The 17,201-nt window shown below is 38.9% G+C and carries 22 protein-coding genes; 13 read left to right on the forward strand and 9 right to left on the reverse strand.

All coding sequences use genetic code 11. The features are described 5' to 3' along the window. The first annotated feature begins 243 nt into the window (after positions 1-243). Genes ACTS4L_RS10020 through ACTS4L_RS10050 form a run of 7 tightly spaced genes read left to right on the forward strand, consistent with a single transcriptional unit; the run spans position 244 to position 4,374 of the window. Positions 244-627 carry a hypothetical protein gene (locus tag ACTS4L_RS10020; RefSeq protein WP_440617866.1) on the forward strand — a complete coding sequence of 128 codons (384 nt, stop codon included), beginning with the start codon at positions 244-246 and terminating at the stop codon, positions 625-627. A gap of 6 nt (positions 628-633) precedes the next feature. Continuing rightward, positions 634-1,275, forward strand: coding sequence for a phosphoribosylanthranilate isomerase (locus tag ACTS4L_RS10025; RefSeq protein WP_440651990.1), 642 nt, complete (start codon positions 634-636; stop codon positions 1,273-1,275). After that, positions 1,268-1,630 carry an ApeI family dehydratase gene (locus tag ACTS4L_RS10030; RefSeq protein WP_440617864.1) on the forward strand — a complete coding sequence of 121 codons (363 nt, stop codon included), beginning with the start codon at positions 1,268-1,270 and terminating at the stop codon, positions 1,628-1,630. Before ACTS4L_RS10025 ends, ACTS4L_RS10030 begins: the two co-directional genes overlap by 8 nt. Then, a complete protein-coding gene (locus tag ACTS4L_RS10035; RefSeq protein ID WP_440617863.1) occupies positions 1,627-2,385 on the forward strand; it encodes a glycosyltransferase family 2 protein in 759 nt (252 codons plus the stop codon). Before ACTS4L_RS10030 ends, ACTS4L_RS10035 begins: the two co-directional genes overlap by 4 nt. Beyond that, the gene (locus ACTS4L_RS10040) at positions 2,378-3,337 is read left to right on the forward strand and encodes an LpxL/LpxP family acyltransferase (RefSeq protein WP_440617862.1); all 960 of its coding nucleotides are present in this window, start codon (positions 2,378-2,380) and stop codon (positions 3,335-3,337) included. The genes ACTS4L_RS10035 and ACTS4L_RS10040 overlap by 8 nt, the downstream gene beginning before the upstream one ends. Then, entirely contained in the window at positions 3,327-3,752 is a 426-nt protein-coding gene (locus ACTS4L_RS10045; protein ID WP_440617861.1) for an acyl-CoA thioesterase, read from the forward strand. Before ACTS4L_RS10040 ends, ACTS4L_RS10045 begins: the two co-directional genes overlap by 11 nt. Further along, complete coding sequence (locus ACTS4L_RS10050) at positions 3,745-4,374, forward strand: LolA family protein (protein ID WP_440617860.1); 630 nt, start codon at positions 3,745-3,747, stop codon at positions 4,372-4,374. The genes ACTS4L_RS10045 and ACTS4L_RS10050 overlap by 8 nt, the downstream gene beginning before the upstream one ends. A 126-nt stretch (positions 4,375-4,500) precedes the next feature. Here ACTS4L_RS10050 and leuD read toward each other — a convergent pair whose 3' ends face one another. The 5 genes from leuD to ACTS4L_RS10075 all read right to left on the reverse strand — a co-directional run bounded on the left by leuD (position 4,501) and on the right by ACTS4L_RS10075 (position 9,364). Then, complete coding sequence (gene leuD, locus ACTS4L_RS10055) at positions 4,501-5,067, reverse strand: 3-isopropylmalate dehydratase small subunit (RefSeq protein ID WP_440617859.1); 567 nt, start codon at positions 5,065-5,067, stop codon at positions 4,501-4,503. Beyond that, the gene (gene leuC, locus ACTS4L_RS10060) at positions 5,064-6,482 is read right to left on the reverse strand and encodes a 3-isopropylmalate dehydratase large subunit (protein ID WP_440617858.1); all 1,419 of its coding nucleotides are present in this window, start codon (positions 6,480-6,482) and stop codon (positions 5,064-5,066) included. The genes leuD and leuC overlap by 4 nt, the downstream gene beginning before the upstream one ends. Beyond that, positions 6,475-8,127 (reverse strand): LeuA family protein, encoded by a 1,653-nt coding sequence (locus ACTS4L_RS10065; protein WP_440651991.1) that lies wholly within the window; start codon positions 8,125-8,127, stop codon positions 6,475-6,477. Before ACTS4L_RS10065 ends, leuC begins: the two co-directional genes overlap by 8 nt. Positions 8,128-8,181: 54 nt before the next feature. Then, entirely contained in the window at positions 8,182-9,084 is a 903-nt protein-coding gene (locus ACTS4L_RS10070) for a branched-chain amino acid transaminase (RefSeq protein ID WP_440617789.1), read from the reverse strand. A gap of 130 nt (positions 9,085-9,214) precedes the next feature. Continuing rightward, positions 9,215-9,364 carry a hypothetical protein gene (locus tag ACTS4L_RS10075; protein ID WP_440617790.1) on the reverse strand — a complete coding sequence of 50 codons (150 nt, stop codon included), beginning with the start codon at positions 9,362-9,364 and terminating at the stop codon, positions 9,215-9,217. A gap of 86 nt (positions 9,365-9,450) precedes the next feature. Between ACTS4L_RS10075 and ACTS4L_RS10080 the strand changes: the two genes are divergently transcribed. From ACTS4L_RS10080 to ACTS4L_RS10100, 5 genes are all read left to right on the forward strand, one after another. After that, complete coding sequence (locus ACTS4L_RS10080; protein WP_440617791.1) at positions 9,451-9,891, forward strand: CBS domain-containing protein; 441 nt, start codon at positions 9,451-9,453, stop codon at positions 9,889-9,891. Between the two features lie 171 nt (positions 9,892-10,062). Further along, positions 10,063-10,434, forward strand: coding sequence for an EamA family transporter (locus tag ACTS4L_RS10085; RefSeq protein WP_440617792.1), 372 nt, complete (start codon positions 10,063-10,065; stop codon positions 10,432-10,434). A 31-nt stretch (positions 10,435-10,465) separates the two neighbouring features. Continuing rightward, positions 10,466-11,620 carry a DegT/DnrJ/EryC1/StrS family aminotransferase gene (locus tag ACTS4L_RS10090; protein ID WP_440617793.1) on the forward strand — a complete coding sequence of 385 codons (1,155 nt, stop codon included), beginning with the start codon at positions 10,466-10,468 and terminating at the stop codon, positions 11,618-11,620. A gap of 17 nt (positions 11,621-11,637) precedes the next feature. Then, entirely contained in the window at positions 11,638-12,636 is a 999-nt protein-coding gene (locus ACTS4L_RS10095) for a glycosyltransferase (RefSeq protein WP_440617794.1), read from the forward strand. A gap of 13 nt (positions 12,637-12,649) precedes the next feature. Beyond that, positions 12,650-13,666: a bifunctional UDP-4-keto-pentose/UDP-xylose synthase gene (locus ACTS4L_RS10100; protein ID WP_440617795.1), complete on the forward strand. Its 1,017-nt coding sequence runs from the start codon at positions 12,650-12,652 to the stop codon at positions 13,664-13,666. Between the two features lie 44 nt (positions 13,667-13,710). On the opposite strand, the gene ACTS4L_RS10105 is transcribed toward ACTS4L_RS10100, so the two are convergent. From ACTS4L_RS10105 to ACTS4L_RS10120, 4 genes are all read right to left on the reverse strand, one after another. Then, the gene (locus ACTS4L_RS10105) at positions 13,711-14,082 is read right to left on the reverse strand and encodes a type II toxin-antitoxin system VapC family toxin (protein WP_440617796.1); all 372 of its coding nucleotides are present in this window, start codon (positions 14,080-14,082) and stop codon (positions 13,711-13,713) included. Between the two features lie 8 nt (positions 14,083-14,090). Beyond that, positions 14,091-14,954 (reverse strand): LysR family transcriptional regulator, encoded by an 864-nt coding sequence (locus ACTS4L_RS10110; RefSeq protein WP_440617797.1) that lies wholly within the window; start codon positions 14,952-14,954, stop codon positions 14,091-14,093. Between the two features lie 172 nt (positions 14,955-15,126). Continuing rightward, positions 15,127-15,996: a UDP-3-O-acyl-N-acetylglucosamine deacetylase gene (gene lpxC, locus ACTS4L_RS10115; RefSeq protein WP_440617800.1), complete on the reverse strand. Its 870-nt coding sequence runs from the start codon at positions 15,994-15,996 to the stop codon at positions 15,127-15,129. 1 nt (position 15,997) lies between these two features. Beyond that, entirely contained in the window at positions 15,998-16,792 is a 795-nt protein-coding gene (locus tag ACTS4L_RS10120) for a hypothetical protein (RefSeq protein WP_440617798.1), read from the reverse strand. A gap of 145 nt (positions 16,793-16,937) precedes the next feature. Between ACTS4L_RS10120 and ACTS4L_RS10125 the strand changes: the two genes are divergently transcribed. After that, the gene (locus ACTS4L_RS10125) at positions 16,938-17,126 is read left to right on the forward strand and encodes a cytochrome b/b6 domain-containing protein (protein WP_440617799.1); all 189 of its coding nucleotides are present in this window, start codon (positions 16,938-16,940) and stop codon (positions 17,124-17,126) included. The last annotated feature ends 75 nt before the right edge of the window (positions 17,127-17,201 follow it).

Consider the following 17,201-nt stretch of genomic DNA (forward strand, 5'->3'; position numbering starts at 1 on the left):
GTTACTCCATGATCTTAGATTACAAAAATAGAGTATCATAAAACAGCATAAAATAAAACCGCGTCAGGAATGCTCTCTGAAGATTTTGACAAGTTGAATTGCAGGTAATAGCTAGGACTATTATCAAAATTAAACTTGTCAAAAGCACGCAAAATACAAAGCAAAAAATTCTGTAAAATGATTTGTAATGGGTATAAACTTTTAGGCACGCTTATGGTAAATGACAAGCAACATGGAGCTGTTATGCAAACCAATGAAATTGATTCTAGATTAAAACTTATTCTTTCTGCTCAAGTCGACAAACTGGATGAGTTGGAAAAAGTATGGATGTCAGGCTATGCCCATGGCCAACAAAATCAATCTGATGAGCTAAATCCATTTCCAGAGAAAACCGTAGAGCACAACTACTGGGCTGAAGGGTTTGAAGCTGGCGAGTTCGGTGATGAGCCACTATTCCCACAATATATCTCGATACTTACCGAAGAAACCACCAGTGAAAAAGACCCTCAAGTTGAAGATCGCAAGAAATTCCACCTAACTAAAGTCGATGGACTTCTAGCAACTACGGGTGTTACTGTTGCAACCGCATCAATGGTTGCCGCGGCATTGATTAACTTTATGGCATAATCCAATATGCCTAAAACCCGAATTAAAATTTGTGGCATTACCAACCTTGATGACGCCTTGTATGCTATTGACTGTGGGGCTGATGCGTTGGGGTTTGTCTTTTATGATAAATCACCACGATTTATTGATACTCTTAAAGCCAAACAAATCATCAGTCAACTACCACCTTTTGTTAGCTGCTGTGGGCTTTTTGTCAATGCGCCACAACAAACGATTCAAGCAGGTATTGATGCCAATATCAGCCTTATTCAGTTTCATGGCGATGAAACCACCTCAGAATGTGAGCGATTTAATTTCCCTTATATTCGCGCAATTCGTGCCAAAGACGCTGATACACTTATCAATGCACAAAATACGCACCCGAGGGCACGAGGTTTATTGATTGATAGCTATGACCCAAATCTTTACGGTGGCTCAGGGCAAACCTTTGACTGGTCAATTATTCCAAGTGACATGCGCCAGAAAATCATTCTTGCAGGAGGGCTCACTGCAGACAATGTACAATCGGCAATTACAACTCTCCAGCCCTATGCAGTTGATGTTAGCGGTGGCGTTGAGTCACAAAAAGGAATAAAATGCCGCCAAAAAATCAAAGCATTTTGTGATGCTGTTCATAGCATAAATACAATAAGTGATATTCATGATTAACGATCATACCCGCCTGCCACAGATCATTCATCAAAGCGTTACACAAAATGAGGATGAAACTAGGCTTGAACTGGATATTCACTTTCATCGTGATCTTATCTTTTTCAAAGGGCATTTTGAAAACGCACCTATTTTGCCCGGTATTGCGCAGACTGACTTTGTCATTGCTTTTGCGGCTCATTTTTTGGGAATTGACAAAAAAACCATTGCTAATATTCCACAACTTAAATTTAGTCGCGTGATTTTACCCGGATCTACATTAAAATTATGCATTAGCAAAAAACCAAACCTTTTGACATTTCGCTATATTGATAAAGACAACGCTACTTACTCAAGCGGTAAAATTAAACTATGAAACCCGCCTTTTTAATCCCTGTTTATAACCATGGTGACACCTTAGAGCAGGTTGTTTTAGCATTACAGCCTTACGGTTTAACTTGTCTTATTGTCGATGATGGTAGTGACAACGAAACAAAGTCTTTTATTGATGATATCATTGCAAAATTTGATTGGGTCAAAAGCATCTCACTCCCTCAAAATTCTGGCAAAGGTGCTGCTATTTTAGCTGGGTTTGCATGGTTATTAGCATGTGGCTATACACATGCTTTACAAGTTGATGCGGATAATCAGCACAATTTAGAAGATATCCCAAAATTTCTGCAAATGGCTTATGACATGCCTTATTCACTTATATCAGGTGCGCCCATTTATGATCAAAGCATTCCTAAGTCGCGTTTGCATGGGCGCAAGATTACCAATTTCTGGGTCGCTATTGAGACATGGAGTAAAAGGCTCACTGAAAGCATGTGTGGCTTTAGGGTGTATCCGCTACAAGCACTTCAACCTATCCTGTTAAAAATTCGTGGCATGCGCATGGATTTTGATATTGAGATTCTAATAAAAGCATATTGGCAAGGCGTTGATGTTAATTATATTCCGACCAAGGTGATTTATCCTATTGGTGGACGCTCACACTTTCGTTTATGGCGCGATAATTTGCGTATTTCTTGGCTACACACTCGACTTTTTTTTGGCATGTTTTATCATATGCCACGACATTATTTCAAGTCTAGAAAACGTAAAAATCGCAAAATAAAAAAACATGCATGATTCAGACAAAGCAAAATCAAAACAGACTCACTGGTCAAAGCATCGTGAAAAAGGGAATGCCATTGGACTTAAGCTGACACTGTGGACAGTAAAGCTTTTAGGTCGACATTTAGCCTATCTTTTGACTTATCCGGTCATATACTATTTCTATCTATTTAGTCGTAAGGCACGCCAAGCAATTCGTATTTATTGTCAAAATTTGCATGCTTATGCAAAACAACGAGCTATTGATATAGAGGTTAAGCCATTGCCTATTTTTATTAACTTTGGCAAAAGTCTAGTGGATAAAATAGCTGTTTGGAATGGGCAAGTTACACGTAAAAACTTAAACTTTGCTAATCGTCATGAGTTAATTGAGCTCATTGATCAAAAAAAGGGAACAATTATATTTACTGCTCACCTTGGTACAATTGAGGTCATGCGTGCGATTTCTAACTCATATCCTAATAGCCGAATCAATGCTTTAGTGTTTAATCAACACGCACAAAAATTCAATGACACCTTATCTCAAATTAATCCTAACTCACAGTTGAGCCTAATCTCTGTTAATCATTTTGATATGGCTTTAGCAATGCAGTTGCAGCATAAGATAGATCAAGGCGAAATCATTATTATCGCTTGTGATCGTACACCAGTTACTAATCTGACAAATAACCAACGTACCATAAAAGCTGAATTTTTAGGAAAGAATGCTTACTTTCCACAGGGCGGTTTTTTATTAGCACATCTACTCAAAGCACCCGTTTACACAATGCTATGCCTTAAGAAGGGCAAACAATTTGATGTTGTTTTCAAGCCTTTTGCTAAGTCTATTAACCTGCCACGTAATAAACGTCATGAGCAGTTGGCTGATTATGTGCAACAATATAGTGACTTCCTTGCTGAATATTGCCTAAAATACCCGACACAGTGGTTTAATTTTTTTGATTTTTGGCAGTCTAATGACGGATAAACCGATCACTCATATCACCGATATCGTGATACCATTTTTTGATGTTGATAGTTTACAAATCGCTTGGCACGGCCATTATGTCAAATATTTTGAAATCGCGCGTTGTGAGCTTTTAGATAAAATCGGTTATAACTACTACGCTATGGCGCAAAGTGGTTATATGTGGCCAGTGGTTGATTTGCAGATCAAATACATCAAACCGGCAAGCTTTGGACAGATTATTGAGGTGCACAGCCAAGTTATCGAATATCAAAATCGGCTAAAAATAAGCTATCTGATCTTTGATAAAGCGACAGAACAAAAGTTAAGTAAAGGGCAAACAACCCAACTTGCAGTTACTTTGCACAATCACGAATTACAATTTCAATCACCCAAAATTCTTATCCAAAAAATAGAAGGTTTCCATCATGATTAACGCTTTCTTTAAACGCCTAAGCATTACCTTTCTTATGTTATTTATACTATTGAACTTAGCTCACGCCTCGACAGATAATATCTTCGATCATCCACTATCGGCACACAATGAGCAGGCATTTACTGAAGTTCAAAAACAACAAGCACAAATCAGCCATGTTACAGGCAACTTCACACAAACCCGCTTTATGAAGCTGTTATCGAAACCACTTAAATCCAGTGGTCGCTTTGAGTTATCAAAAACGCAAGGTTTAAAATGGCTGCAAGAAAAGCCGTTCCAATCGACCTTGATTGTTACTGAAGATAGCATTAAACAATCGATTGAAGGCAAAACTGCCGTTGTTATCACCAAGAAAGAGCAACCGATCGTCTTTTCATTTACGACCGTATTCTTATCAATATTCAAAGGTAATACCGATGCCTTAAAACAGTATTTTAAAATTTATTTTATGCAAAATGGTGATACTTGGCATATTGCCCTTAAGTCATTAGGATCACCACTTGATAAAGCCATTAAAAGCATTGAGATGACAGGGACTAAATATGCTTCACGTATCTTTGTCAATGAGTCACAAGGCAATCAAATGCTGATTGAGTTTAGTGATGTGAAATCAATCGATTAAATGTATAAATTTAAATCCAGTTTGATAGCTGCTAGTTTTGCAAACGCCAAGTTGATCTACTTCTCCCCTTGCGGGAAAGATCGCGTAGCATAAGCTGTGCGGGTGAGGGGCAGTTAAACTTATTCATCATTTTGATAGAGTTTCAAACCGACTAATCTCATGATCTTTAGACAATAAATAACCCATATCATCTTGACCTTTAAGTAAACACTCTTTACGAAAAGGATCATAGTCAAAGTAATAAGATGCTTCATCTGCAGTAATGGTTTGCGCAGCTAAATCAACTGTTATATCGAGATCTTCATTTTGTGCTTTTTCACACCATTTCTCTAATAGCTCACCATCTAAAGCAATCAATAACAAACCGTTTTTAGCCGAGTTATTAAAAAAGATATCCGAAAAAGAAGGTGCCAAGATCACATCAATACCGGCTTGTTGCAATGCCCAAACGGCATGCTCTCTCGAGGAACCACAGCCAAAGTTGTTACCACTGATAAGGATTCGCGCATCTTTAAACCGTGCTTGGTTAAACACAAACTCAGAATCCGCTGATTTTAAACGGGTAAAAAGATGCTCGCCGTAACCGGCAATCGTCGTTTGTGTTAAGTATTGTGCCGGAATAATCATATCGGTATCAACATCGCTTAACCACATCGGAATCGCTTTACTTGTTAGCGTTTGAAATGCTTTCATGCCAATACTCCTTCTTGTTCTAACTGTGCCACACTACAAATCGCACCTTTAATTGCACTGGCTGCTACCGTTTGTGGTGATGCCAAATGGGTAATGCTCCCCGTGCCTTGACGACCTATGAAATTACGATTTGACGTACTGATACAGCGCTGTCCTGCGGGCACTTTATCATCATTCATTGCAAGACACATTGAGCAACCGGGCATTCTAAATTCAGCGCCCGCTTCGATAAATATCTTATCCAATCCCTCAGCAATCGCTTGCGCGCGTACTTTTTCAGAGCCTGGCACGATATACATCGTTACCCCTTCTGCAATCTTATGCCCTTTCAACACATCAGCGGCAGCGCGCATATCTTCAATGCGTCCATTGGTGCAACTGCCAACAAATGCCCATTGAATCGCTTTGCCCAAAACGGCTTCACTCTCACTAAAACCTGTGTAGCGATAGGCTTCTTTGGCTAATTTTTGTTGATGCTTTGGAATGCTAGTTAAGCATGGAATGGATTCATTGATTGCCACGGCATGTTGTGGATTAATTCCCCACGTAACCATTGGTTGCAAGCCATCAATATCAATATCAACAACCTTATCATAGCTTGCGTTTTCATCACTCTTTAAGTCACGCCATTTGTTCACTGCATTTTCCCAATGCTCAGCGACAGGAGCATATTTCCGCCCTTTGAGATAGTTAAAGGTTGTCTCATCTGGCGCGATTAATCCGGCTCTTGCGCCACACTCAATCGACATATTACATAAAGTCATTCGTGCTTCCATCGATAATGCCTTAATTGCATCACCGCTATACTCGATCACAAACCCAGTAGCTCCCCCAATACCAATCTCAGTAATGAGCTTCATCACAATATCTTTTGCCGTTGCATAGCTTGATGGCTTACCTTTGAAATGAACTTTCATGGTTTTAGGGCGGTATTGCAAAATGCAATTTGTTGCCATAACATGTCCGACTTCTGAAGTGCCAACGCCAAATGCCAATGCACCAAAGGCACCATGGGTTGAAGTGTGTGAATCACCACAGACAATCGTGCTCCCAGGCCAAGTAAACCCAAGTTCAGGTCCAATCACATGAACAATACCTTGATATTGACTGTCAAAATCATATAGCTCAACACCAAATTCTTGTGTGTTTTTACGCAACGTTTCTACTTGTGCTTTAGCTACAGGGTCATTCATTTGAGTGCGATCAATTGGTGAAGTCGAAATACTGTGATCTAGGGTGGCAACAATTGATTGCGGGTTACGTACTGGGATATTTAATTCACGCAACTTATCAAATGCTTGAGCAGAGGTCACCTCATGCATTAACATCCGATCGATATAAAAAATATCTGGAAAGCCTGCTTGTGACTCCACCACATGCTGGCCCCAAATTTTATCAATAATATTTTTAGCCATGGGACACCTCTTGTTGATTTATTTGTATCGATTCGCTGTGAGTCCTATAGTTAGCATCTACATACATCTGATTAACTGCTTCGATAAATGCTTTCAATGCTGATATCTCAATATCATGATCTTTGGCAATGCCTTTATGTGCACTATGATTTGGCGCACTAACAATAATTGTTGCCTCTGAGCTTGAACGCACTCCCGCTTCTGTTAAAGATTTTGCATAATAATCTTTAACCTCAATGCCTGGAATGTATTTATCCGTCGCATTAAGTAATGCTGCAAGTGCTGAGTTTTCGCCTGCTAACTCGACTTTTAGATTTTCTTGATCAAAGAACTGTCCCGTAATCGTCACAGAACTGCTATCTTCTGATTTACCATACGCAATTTTGCTCGCCTTAATCGGTGCACGTATTTTTTTATAGGCACTTAATAACTCAAGATCAGTTACCCCTTTGCGACGCTCATGATATATATCTTTGATCTGTTGAGCAATTTTTGCTTTTTCATGTTCTTCACAGACGTAGCCAAAGTCTTCAATAATTTTCTTAGCGTGATTACCACCGGATAACGGACCAAACACAAAGGAAATTTCACTACCGATGGATTTTGGATCAAATGGCTGATAAGCCAAGGGATTATTCAAGATTGCATTGGTATGTCCGCCTGACGTATGTCGTGTTGCATTTAAACCAACAATCGGTGAGTGTGGTTGTTTAGGGAGCATTTTTTGGGCAATAAAATCCGATACTTCTTTCAAGCCATTGATATTGATATTAGTGTAGTAATGCGCGTCTTGTTGTTTACCAAAAGCATCGATAAACATCACACATTGCTCTAATGCGGCATTGCCCGCGCGCTCGCCCACACCATTAATGCATGCTTCAACTTGACGCGCCGGACCATCAAAAACCGCATTCATCGAATTCTCTAATGCCAAACCAAAATCATTATGACAATGCGCTGACCATATAATATCTTTATCAGGGAAAGTTTCTTTGATAATACGGGCGTGTTTTGCCATATTCTTCACAAAATAATCATCGCCTTCACGCTCACAAGCGCCACCAATGGTATCAGGGCAATTGATAATCGTTGCTCCTGCTTTCACCGCAGATTTAAATAATTCGGCAACATAGTCAAAACCATCTGCTAAACGTGAATAACCTTCAGCACTAAACTCGACCTCATAGCCTTGATCCGTTGCAATCTTAATCAAACGATAGACTTCATCAATGTGTTTTTGCTCATCATTTTTATCACCTAAACTCGCTTGAGCCAAATTAGGATCAACCGGCAAGTAGACATGAATACGTGCTTTACCAATAGCAAGTGATGGTTTTAATGCTTCCATTGTCTTTAAAACCTGTGCTTCTCTTAACTGGCAAAGTCCGGCAATGATCATATTGGACTGTCGATTTACCATACGCTCAGAGATCGTATGCACAATTTGGAAATCCAGCTGGCTTGCCGAAGGAAAGCCTGCTTCTAAGACATCGATATTTAGCGCATGCGCGTAATCAGCATAAGCAATATTATCTTCAAAGTTCATGCCAGCCCCTGGTGATTGCTGACCATCACGCAATGTGGTATCAAAAATATAAACACGCTGTTTATGGGTTTGCTTTTTTTGTTTAGTTTGTGTACTCATTATCAACTCTCCTTCCTCAAAATAATTCTGTTTAGGGGCGTATGCCATACGCCCCTACACGTAGGTTAAGGCATCAGATGCTTTAATGCCTTGCGTGATTTCGCTAAAACACTGCTTGATATGTTTAGTAACACGCCCGATTTCACCGTGACCTGCAATTTTTTGATCATCAATACTACGAATCGGTGTAATCTCGGCAGCTGTACCACTAAAAAACGCTTCATCAGCATCGATAATATCTTCAACTTTGAAATATTTTTCGTAGATTGTATAACCTTGCTCCTTGGCAATTTGGATAATCATCCGTCGCGTAATACCATCTAAGATCGTACCCAAAGGTGTGGTGAAAATTTCATTATTCTTAACATAGAAAATATTTTGCGCAGCACCCTCGGCAACATTGCCATCAGCATCCAACAGCAAAGACTCATGATAATGTGTGCCACGAATCTGCATACTGGCAAGCATACTATTGACATAATGACCTGATATTTTAGCGTCACATATCGTCGATTGCGGATGAATACGAATATATTTACTGACCATCACATCAACACTTTCTGCTGCCAAATAACGTCCCATTGGCAAACACCAGATAATCACATCAATCGGATGATCAGTTTTTGGCAACACACCCACACTTTGATTATCACCATAAAACGCCAATGGTCGAATATAACACGACTCAAGTCCACTTTTTTTAACGGTATCAATCACTGCTTGACACATTTGTTCAACACTAAAAGGTCGATTCATACCCAATGCTCGCATTGAATAATCAAAACGCTGCATATGCTCTTTTAGCTTTAGAATCGCGGTGCCTTTTACTGTTTTATAAGCGCGAATCCCTTCAAAAACTGCTGAGCCATAGTGTAGCGCATGCGTCATTACACTAACAACAGCTTTTTCTTTCTCGATAAATTGACCATTTCGCCAAATATAGACCTGCCCACTCACTTACGTTATCCTCCAAAAATAATAGGTGATTTACTTAGTTTGCCTAAATGTAATAATAAAATACAACTGTAAAGTATAAAGGGAAAATTAAATAGCTGCCTACCAGCGAGGCAGTCGTAGAAGAGATAGTTCAAGGAAAAAAGAAACTGGAAGCATCATGTGTTTTTTGATTGTTTTTAACATCACAAGCCTCCTTAAGCTTTTTCAATGACAATAAACACAAGCTATCATCATCACCTGCGAATCGCAACAATAAAAAAGCATTTTTTCCATCACCCATACAATTTGCGCTTTACAATTATCTTGCAAACGTTAGGCTATACTCTAGAACACGATGTTCTGACATAAACCATAAGGAGCAACCCCATGCATAGCAAACTCAAGGAAATCGTTAACAAAGAAAAACGCGTTTTTAGCATTAGTGCCAATAGCAGTTTATTTGAGGCTGCACAAAAAATGGCTGAGCATAAAGTCGGTTCACTACTCGTTATCGATAATGATCAATTCCATGGCATTATCACTGAACGTGATTTTTTATTTAAAGTTTCAGCGCGCAATCAGGACTTAAAAAAGCATATTGTCGCCGATATTATGAGCGAACAGATCATTTCGATGAACCACAATCAAACAGCGCAAGAAGCCTTACAACTCATGACCGAAAAACGCATCCGTCACTTACCAATCTATGATGACAACAACGCTTTTTTAGGACTATTGTCCATTGGTGATTTAACCAAATGGGCAAGCTCACGCTATCACCAAAAGCATGATGAAGTAGAAAGCTTGGTTAATTATATTCAGCAGTAACTTGCTGAAGCAGAAAGTGCTCTCAAACCTTGTAATATAAAGCTTATGATCAGTTGTTGTTTTTCTTAATGCGATGTGTTTGTCTTTAATCCTTAAAGTCATTACAATGCTAACCTATTGAATATGGTTTCGGCTTAAGTTTTCATTTAAGCTGTAAGAGGATAATAAAAAATGACCCTTGTTGTATGGAGTTTATTGCTGTGTGGCGTGCTATTAAATGCCTCAGCACAGTTGTTTTTAAAGTTTGGCATGGATCGCATTGGTGAGTTTAGTTTCACACTTGCTAACATTTGGCCGATTGGTTGGAAGGTGGCAACAAATTATTTTGTTATTTTAGGGCTTATGTGTTACGTCATCAGTGTTGTAGTATGGCTGATGGTACTGTCACGTGTGCCTGTTGGCTTAGCCTATCCGATGGTATCTATTGGTTACATTGTAACAGCGATTGCCGGTTATTTTTTATTGGGAGAAACACTCACTGCAACGCGTGTTGCCGGAATTTTCGTGATTATTTTAGGCGTTTATCTGGTTGCAAAACCATAAATCAATATCAATCAATAATAGAGATCAATCAATGAGAGATACATTTTTACCCTTTGCCAAACCAAGCATTTCAGAAGAAGCCATTGCTGATGTCGTTGATAGCTTACGCTCGGGATGGTTAACAACAGGACCTAAGCTTAAGAAATTTGAAAGCATGCTTCAAGAATATCATAATGCGCCTCATGCCTTATGTTTAAATTCCGCAACTGCCGGATTGCATTTGGCTTTGTTGGCACTTGATTTAACACCGGAAGACGAAGTGATCACGACACCGATGACCTTTGCAGCCACTTTAAATGTCATTGAAATCGTTGGCGCCAAAGTGAAACTTGTCGATGTGGAGCGTGATACTTACAATATCGATGTGACAAAAATTGAAGCGGCAATCACGCCTAATACAAAAGTGATTATGCCGGTACATTTCGCAGGATTACCTGTTGATTTGGATCCTATTTATGCGTTAGCAAAAAAATATAATTTAACGGTGATCGAAGATGCAGCGCATTCGATTGGTGCTGAGTATAAAGGCAAAAAACTGGGAACATTTGGTGATATGCAAATCTTTAGCTTTCACCCGAATAAAAACATGACCACTGGTGAAGGAGGTTGTGTTGTGACGCGTGATGATACGATTGCTAAACATATTTCTTTGACACGTTTTCATGGCATGGATCGTGAAGCATGGAATCGTTTTGGTAAAGAAGGCAGTGCACATTACCAGATCGTTTACCCCGGATTTAAATACAATATGATGGACTTGCAAGCAGCACTTGGGATACATCAGCTACCTGCTTTAGATGGTTTTATTGAAAAACGCACACAATTAGCAAGACGATATTATGAGAAACTGGCAGACTTTGATGCCCTTATTCTGCCAAAGGCACCTAAGTTTGAGCATAAGCATGCATGGCATTTATTTGCACCGACCTTAAATCCACAAGTGACTAAAATCACGCGTGATGAATTAATGAGTCAGCTAAAGCAACATAATATCGGTTGTAGCGTGCATTATGAAGCAGCGCATTTATATCCTTATTACGCCAATAAATATGGTTTTAAAAAAGGTGACTTCCCAAATGCCGAGGAAATTGGTGCTAATGTGATTAGCTTACCGCTTTTCCCAGATATGACCTTTGCCGAACAAGATGATGTGCTTGAAGCACTGTATAAGATATTAAAAATTTAAGTAATAAAGGAGCTAAAATGACCAAACCTTATTTAAGTGTGGTTATACCGATATACGATGAAGAAGAAGTGCTGCCCACCCTTTTTGAGCGCCTCTTCCCCGCACTAGACGCAATTAACAAACCTTATGAAGTTATCTTTACCAATGATGGCAGTAAGGATAAATCAATTGATCTATTGCGTGAAATGCATGACAAGCGCCCAAGTGAAGTTAAGGTAATTAATTTTAATCGCAACTTTGGTCAGCATATGGCAATTATGGCAGGCTTTGAGCATGTTGATGGTGATGTTATCGTGACCATGGATGCTGATCTACAAAACTATCCAGAAGATATTCCACTATTGTTAGAAAAGATTGAAGAAGGACATGATGTTGTTGGCGGTTATCGCATGGATCGCCAAGATAAAAAATGGCGTCTATTTGTCTCCAAATTGCATAATTCATTGCGTTTGAAATTAACTGGCATTGATATGGTTGACGAGGGTTGCATGCTTAGAGCTTACACGCGTGAAGTGATTGATCGCGTTGTTGCAACTGGTGAGAACTCAACTTTTTTACCCGCATTAGCACATAGCTTCTCGTCAAACCCAACTGATGTTGGTGTGCGCCATGCTGCGCGTGAGGAAGGGACTTCAAGCTATAATTTATATAAGTTAATTCGTTATAATTTTGACTTCTTTGCCAACTTCTCAAAGGCACCTCTTGAGTTCTTTACAATGACCGGTTTGATCGTGTCATTTATAAGCATGTTGTTATTTATTTATCTGATTGTAAAGCGTCTTGCCTTTGGCCCTGATGCCGATGGCGTATTTACGCTTTTTGCAATCATGTATTTCCTCATTGGCATGCTCTTAATGGGGCTTGGTATTGTTGGTGAATATATCGGACGGATTTATGAAGAAGTACGCAAGCGACCACGATTTATCATCAAAGACTACATAACAACGACTGAATCAAAAAATAAGTCGCACGCTGAAAAAACTGAAAAAAGTGAAAACACAAAAGAAAATGAATAAAAAAGGTAACAATATGTCCGTTAAATTATTAGTTTTAGGTGTCAATGGCTTTATTGGCAGCAGTATGGTTGAAAAAATCTTAAAAGATACCGATTGGGAAATCTATGGCATGGATCTTTCTGATCATAAAATCACTGATTTTTTGGATCACCCACGCTTACACTTTGTCAAAGATAATGTACTTGAGAATATGGCGTGGGTTGAGGAACACATTCAAAAGTGTGATGTTATTTTTCCGCTTGTTGCTGTTGCCAATCCAGCGCTTTATGTCTCTGATCCATTATTTGTCTATAAGCTCGATTATGAGTCAAATGTTGACATTGTAAAGCTATGTGTTAAGCATAAGAAACACCTTATCTTCCCATCGACATCAGAAGTCTATGGCATGAGCAAAGATATTCCATTTAACGAGGAAACCAGCGCGCTCGTCACAGGGCCTATCAATAAGCCACGTTGGATTTATTCTTGCTCTAAGCAGCTACTTGATCGCGTCATTCACGCTTATGGCATGCAGGAAGGGCTTAATTACACGTTATTTAGACCGTTTAACTGGATTGGTCCCAAGCAAGATGAAATCAAATCGTCTAAAAAAGGAAGTGCTCGCGTATTAGCGCAATTTGTCTCAAATATTATTGATGGTAAAGATTTACAACTAGTTGATGGTGGCACACAACGTCGCTGCTTTACCTATATTGATGATGGCATCGATGCTTTGATGGAAATTATTAAAAAACGCGATAATGAGGCACATCGCCGTATTTTTAATATTGGCAACCCAGATAATGAATATTCAATCAAAGAACTCGCAGAGTTAACCGTTGATGCAATGAAACGTTATCCTGAGTATCAAGCACGTGCCGAGAATACTAAAATTATTGCAACAACTGCAGGGGACTATTACGGTGAAGGCTATCAAGATGTTGATCGCCGAGTGCCCTCAATTGAGAATGCTAAGACACACCTTAATTGGGCACCTAAAGTGTCAATGCAAGACGCACTAAGAAAAACATTTGATTATCATCTACTGTAATGACGATTATTAGTGCTTTATTTTTCTCGATTTTAGCAGGCATCTTAAATGGTAGCTTTGCCACCCCAACAAAACATATGCAAATCAACCCAGTCAAGGACAGTAAGACCATCTACTTTTTTAAAATCTTTGGTATTGTTTGTTACTAATGGAATATTTAGAGATTTAGCATATGCAGCGATAAGTAAATCATTTGCAGCATTCTGATCAAATTCGACGATAGACAGCGGAGCAACAAATCCTGCCAATGCTGATATATTCTGATCAATTCTTTTGCTCTTATAGGCGCCATAAACTAATTCAGAATAAACAATAGAGGATATTGCTATTTCATTAAACTTATATTGCTTAAACCTTTCAAGCACCGCCGGAGGCTTTTCATTAATGATAAAAATACAAATGTTAGTATCTAACATAAGCTACTTTAAGCCGACAGCAGCCTATCTTCCCACCATTGCATAAAAAACCTTGCCAGCTCCTCACTATGCACGGTTTTTCGCCAACTATAAAAAACCAACTTTTTTTCAAATGAAAAGTCAAAGTTCACGCGCTTTAACTTAAAAATATCACGGTAGTATTCATATAAATGATGCTCGGTAGACATCACAGTATTAGGCATACTGCTTAATAAACTCATCGATGTCAAAATACTGTTAGACAGCACCACCTTACTGCGCGGGTGATGTCCTATCGTTTGGCGAATATAAGGTGTCTCTTTATCGTGCATAGTAATATGTTTTGCCTGCAGATAATCAACCAAAGTCATTTTATCAAAATCACTTTGCTGACTTGTGATCACAACAGATTGCGTTTCCATCAATGGTTGCGTTGGAATACTCAGCACGCGATCTTCCATACCAATAAATAAATCAAATTGGCTCACATCGCATTGTGCTTTATTTAAGTCTTTAAGCTTCAATACTTCCATTTCGATTTCAATATCATGGATTTTGCAAGCTTCAATAAACTCAGGCATATACAACAGCGCGAAAAAATCACTGGTCAGTACTTTGTAACACTTTTTCTCAGATTGCGCACTACTGTGTTTTGCTAGCCCAACAATATGACCAATATAGCTGCATAACTGCAAACCCTTGGCAGTTGCCACACAGCGCCCATCCTGAATCTGCATCACATCATCACCAAATGTCTTTCTAATCAGTCTCAATGCAGCACTTACCGTTGACTGATTCTTATTTAAAAGCTTAGCGGCTTCCGATACTGAACCGACTTCAATAACCGCTTTAAAAACATAGAGATTATTCAATGTAACCGAGCTTATATCCATTACGTTTACCATGATTTACTTTAACAGTTTCAACTAGAAACTTTACAACTGTCACCAATTATCAAGTATTCACTAGGTGAACGCAACCATATTAACACAAGCTTGGCAGCATCTCTGCCCTTACCTTAGTCAAAAGCAATTCTAAGTTTATTTGAGATCAATATTATCTCTTTTAAAGCAACTTCCATGCGCTATTATCTGCAAACAAAGCTCTTAAGAGTTTGTTATTGAGCGTATGTCCTGATTTGTAACAATTAAAATGTCCCAAAATCGCGCCACCGACATAAAAATCACCAATGGCATCTAGCAGTTTATGTTTTACAAATTCATCGGGATATCTTAAACCTTCAGGGTTTGCAACACCCTCACTAGTGACACCAACGGCATTATCAAGTGATGCTCCTTTTGCCAGATTATTTGCATGCAAGTATTCCAGTTGTTCAACAAAACCAAAAGTACGCGCCTTAGCGACATGCGTTATATATTCCTCTTGCTCACCTGAGAACTCGACAACTAAAGGAGTAGCGGCAATCACTGGGTGATCCCATTTGATTTCAAAGCGATAACTCGTCTCATCACTCGGGGAAATTTCTGCAAACTTATCTTCATCAGTGACGCGTATCGGCTTTAACACCTTAATCACTTGACGCTTTTTGTCCTGTGCTTTAACGCCTACTTCTTGTAAAGCCTCAACAAAGGCAATGCTACTACCATCCATGACTGGCAGCTCTGGGGCATCAACTTCAACAATAACATTGTCAATCTGAAACATACAAAGCGCTGACATTAGATGTTCAATCGTAGATACCGTTATCGTTTTATCATTTGGTGAGACCAGCAATGTACACATCACTGCTTCAGTAATATTAAATGGCGTAATCTTAATATCATGCACTTGTGATAAATCCGTGCGCCGAAAAACAATCCCCTGATCAACAGCAGCCGGCAACAAGCGCATATTGACATTGACTCCTGAATGTAAGCCAATACCTTGAATTTCAATAGGATGATTAATCGTATGTTGCTGCACATTTTTCTCCATGCTATTGATACGCTGAAATTGCGGCTGACTCATCAAGCTTAAACCCTTTTGGGTCAGCAATAATCTTATAATCCCCAGCAATTACTTCGTTTGCAGTTATTGACGTAATCTCGCCCAAGTCTGGCAACATCTTGCCAATATTGGCAATGGTGAATGTACCATTATCAGATTGCAATACAAGACCATAACTATTAGCAGAATAAATCTTATAGTTTGTCGCTACTTTATCCGCTGTTATTGGCGTAGTTATAATTGACTTCATAGCTGCACTTTTGTCACTTGATGCGCTACTTGTTGCTATCTGCGCAAGCTTGGCTGAGAATTGCTTTGCTAAATCATCGCTGACTTTATCTAAACTCTTTGTTTGTTTTTGCACTTCATCCAGTTTCATTTGCATTTGCTGTAACTGCGTTACTGCCTCGGTATTACTATTTAAAATCATCTGTTTTAATTCAGCAATTTTGGCATCTGCAGACTTTCTCACCTCTTCAGCTTCCGCGTGAATGATATTTGACAGCGTATTTCTAATGGCACCTGCCTGATCCTCAATATGCGACTGTAGCACTTTTTGATGCGCTTGGATTTCTTTTTGATTGCTGATAATAAACAATTGAAACACCAACACACATGCCACACCCAGACCACCTAAAATCATAAGCTTCTGCTGTTTTGTTAGCGGAGTTTTACCTTTTTGTTGGTTTGATACTTCTTCAGAATCAAACTCGTCATTTTCTAGCACCACATCAGATGCTTGATCTTGCGTTTTCTTACTTAATGAACCAAATAACTTCTTCATTGCAGCTTAGTCCTTCTTTACCAATGATAGCACTAAGTATAGAAACTATTTCGAGCATCGCCTAGCAGTTGATGGTGATTTATGATTTTTTGTTTATACTACAGCAATATAACCTAGGAAATTTATTGAAAATAAGGACTGTAAAATGAAATATAATTTGCTTATTCGACTGTTACACTTACTCATTGCTGTTGGTGTCATCTTGCAACTCTTAATTGGTTTTTTCTTTGATGGCTTGTTCGCTAAGCTCAATGGCGCATTTTTTATGACCATGCATAAATCAATTGGTTTATCCTTAGCTATTTTAGTTGTGCTACTGATTATTATCCGCTGAGAGCATTCCTGACGCGGTTTTATTTTATGCTGTTTTATGATACTCTATTTTTGTAATCTAAGATCATGGAGTAAC

Origin of the sequence: Cysteiniphilum sp. 19S12-1 (assembly GCF_052030685.1) — a bacterium.
In the GTDB taxonomy this organism is placed as follows: Bacteria; Pseudomonadota; Gammaproteobacteria; order Francisellales; family Francisellaceae; genus Caedibacter.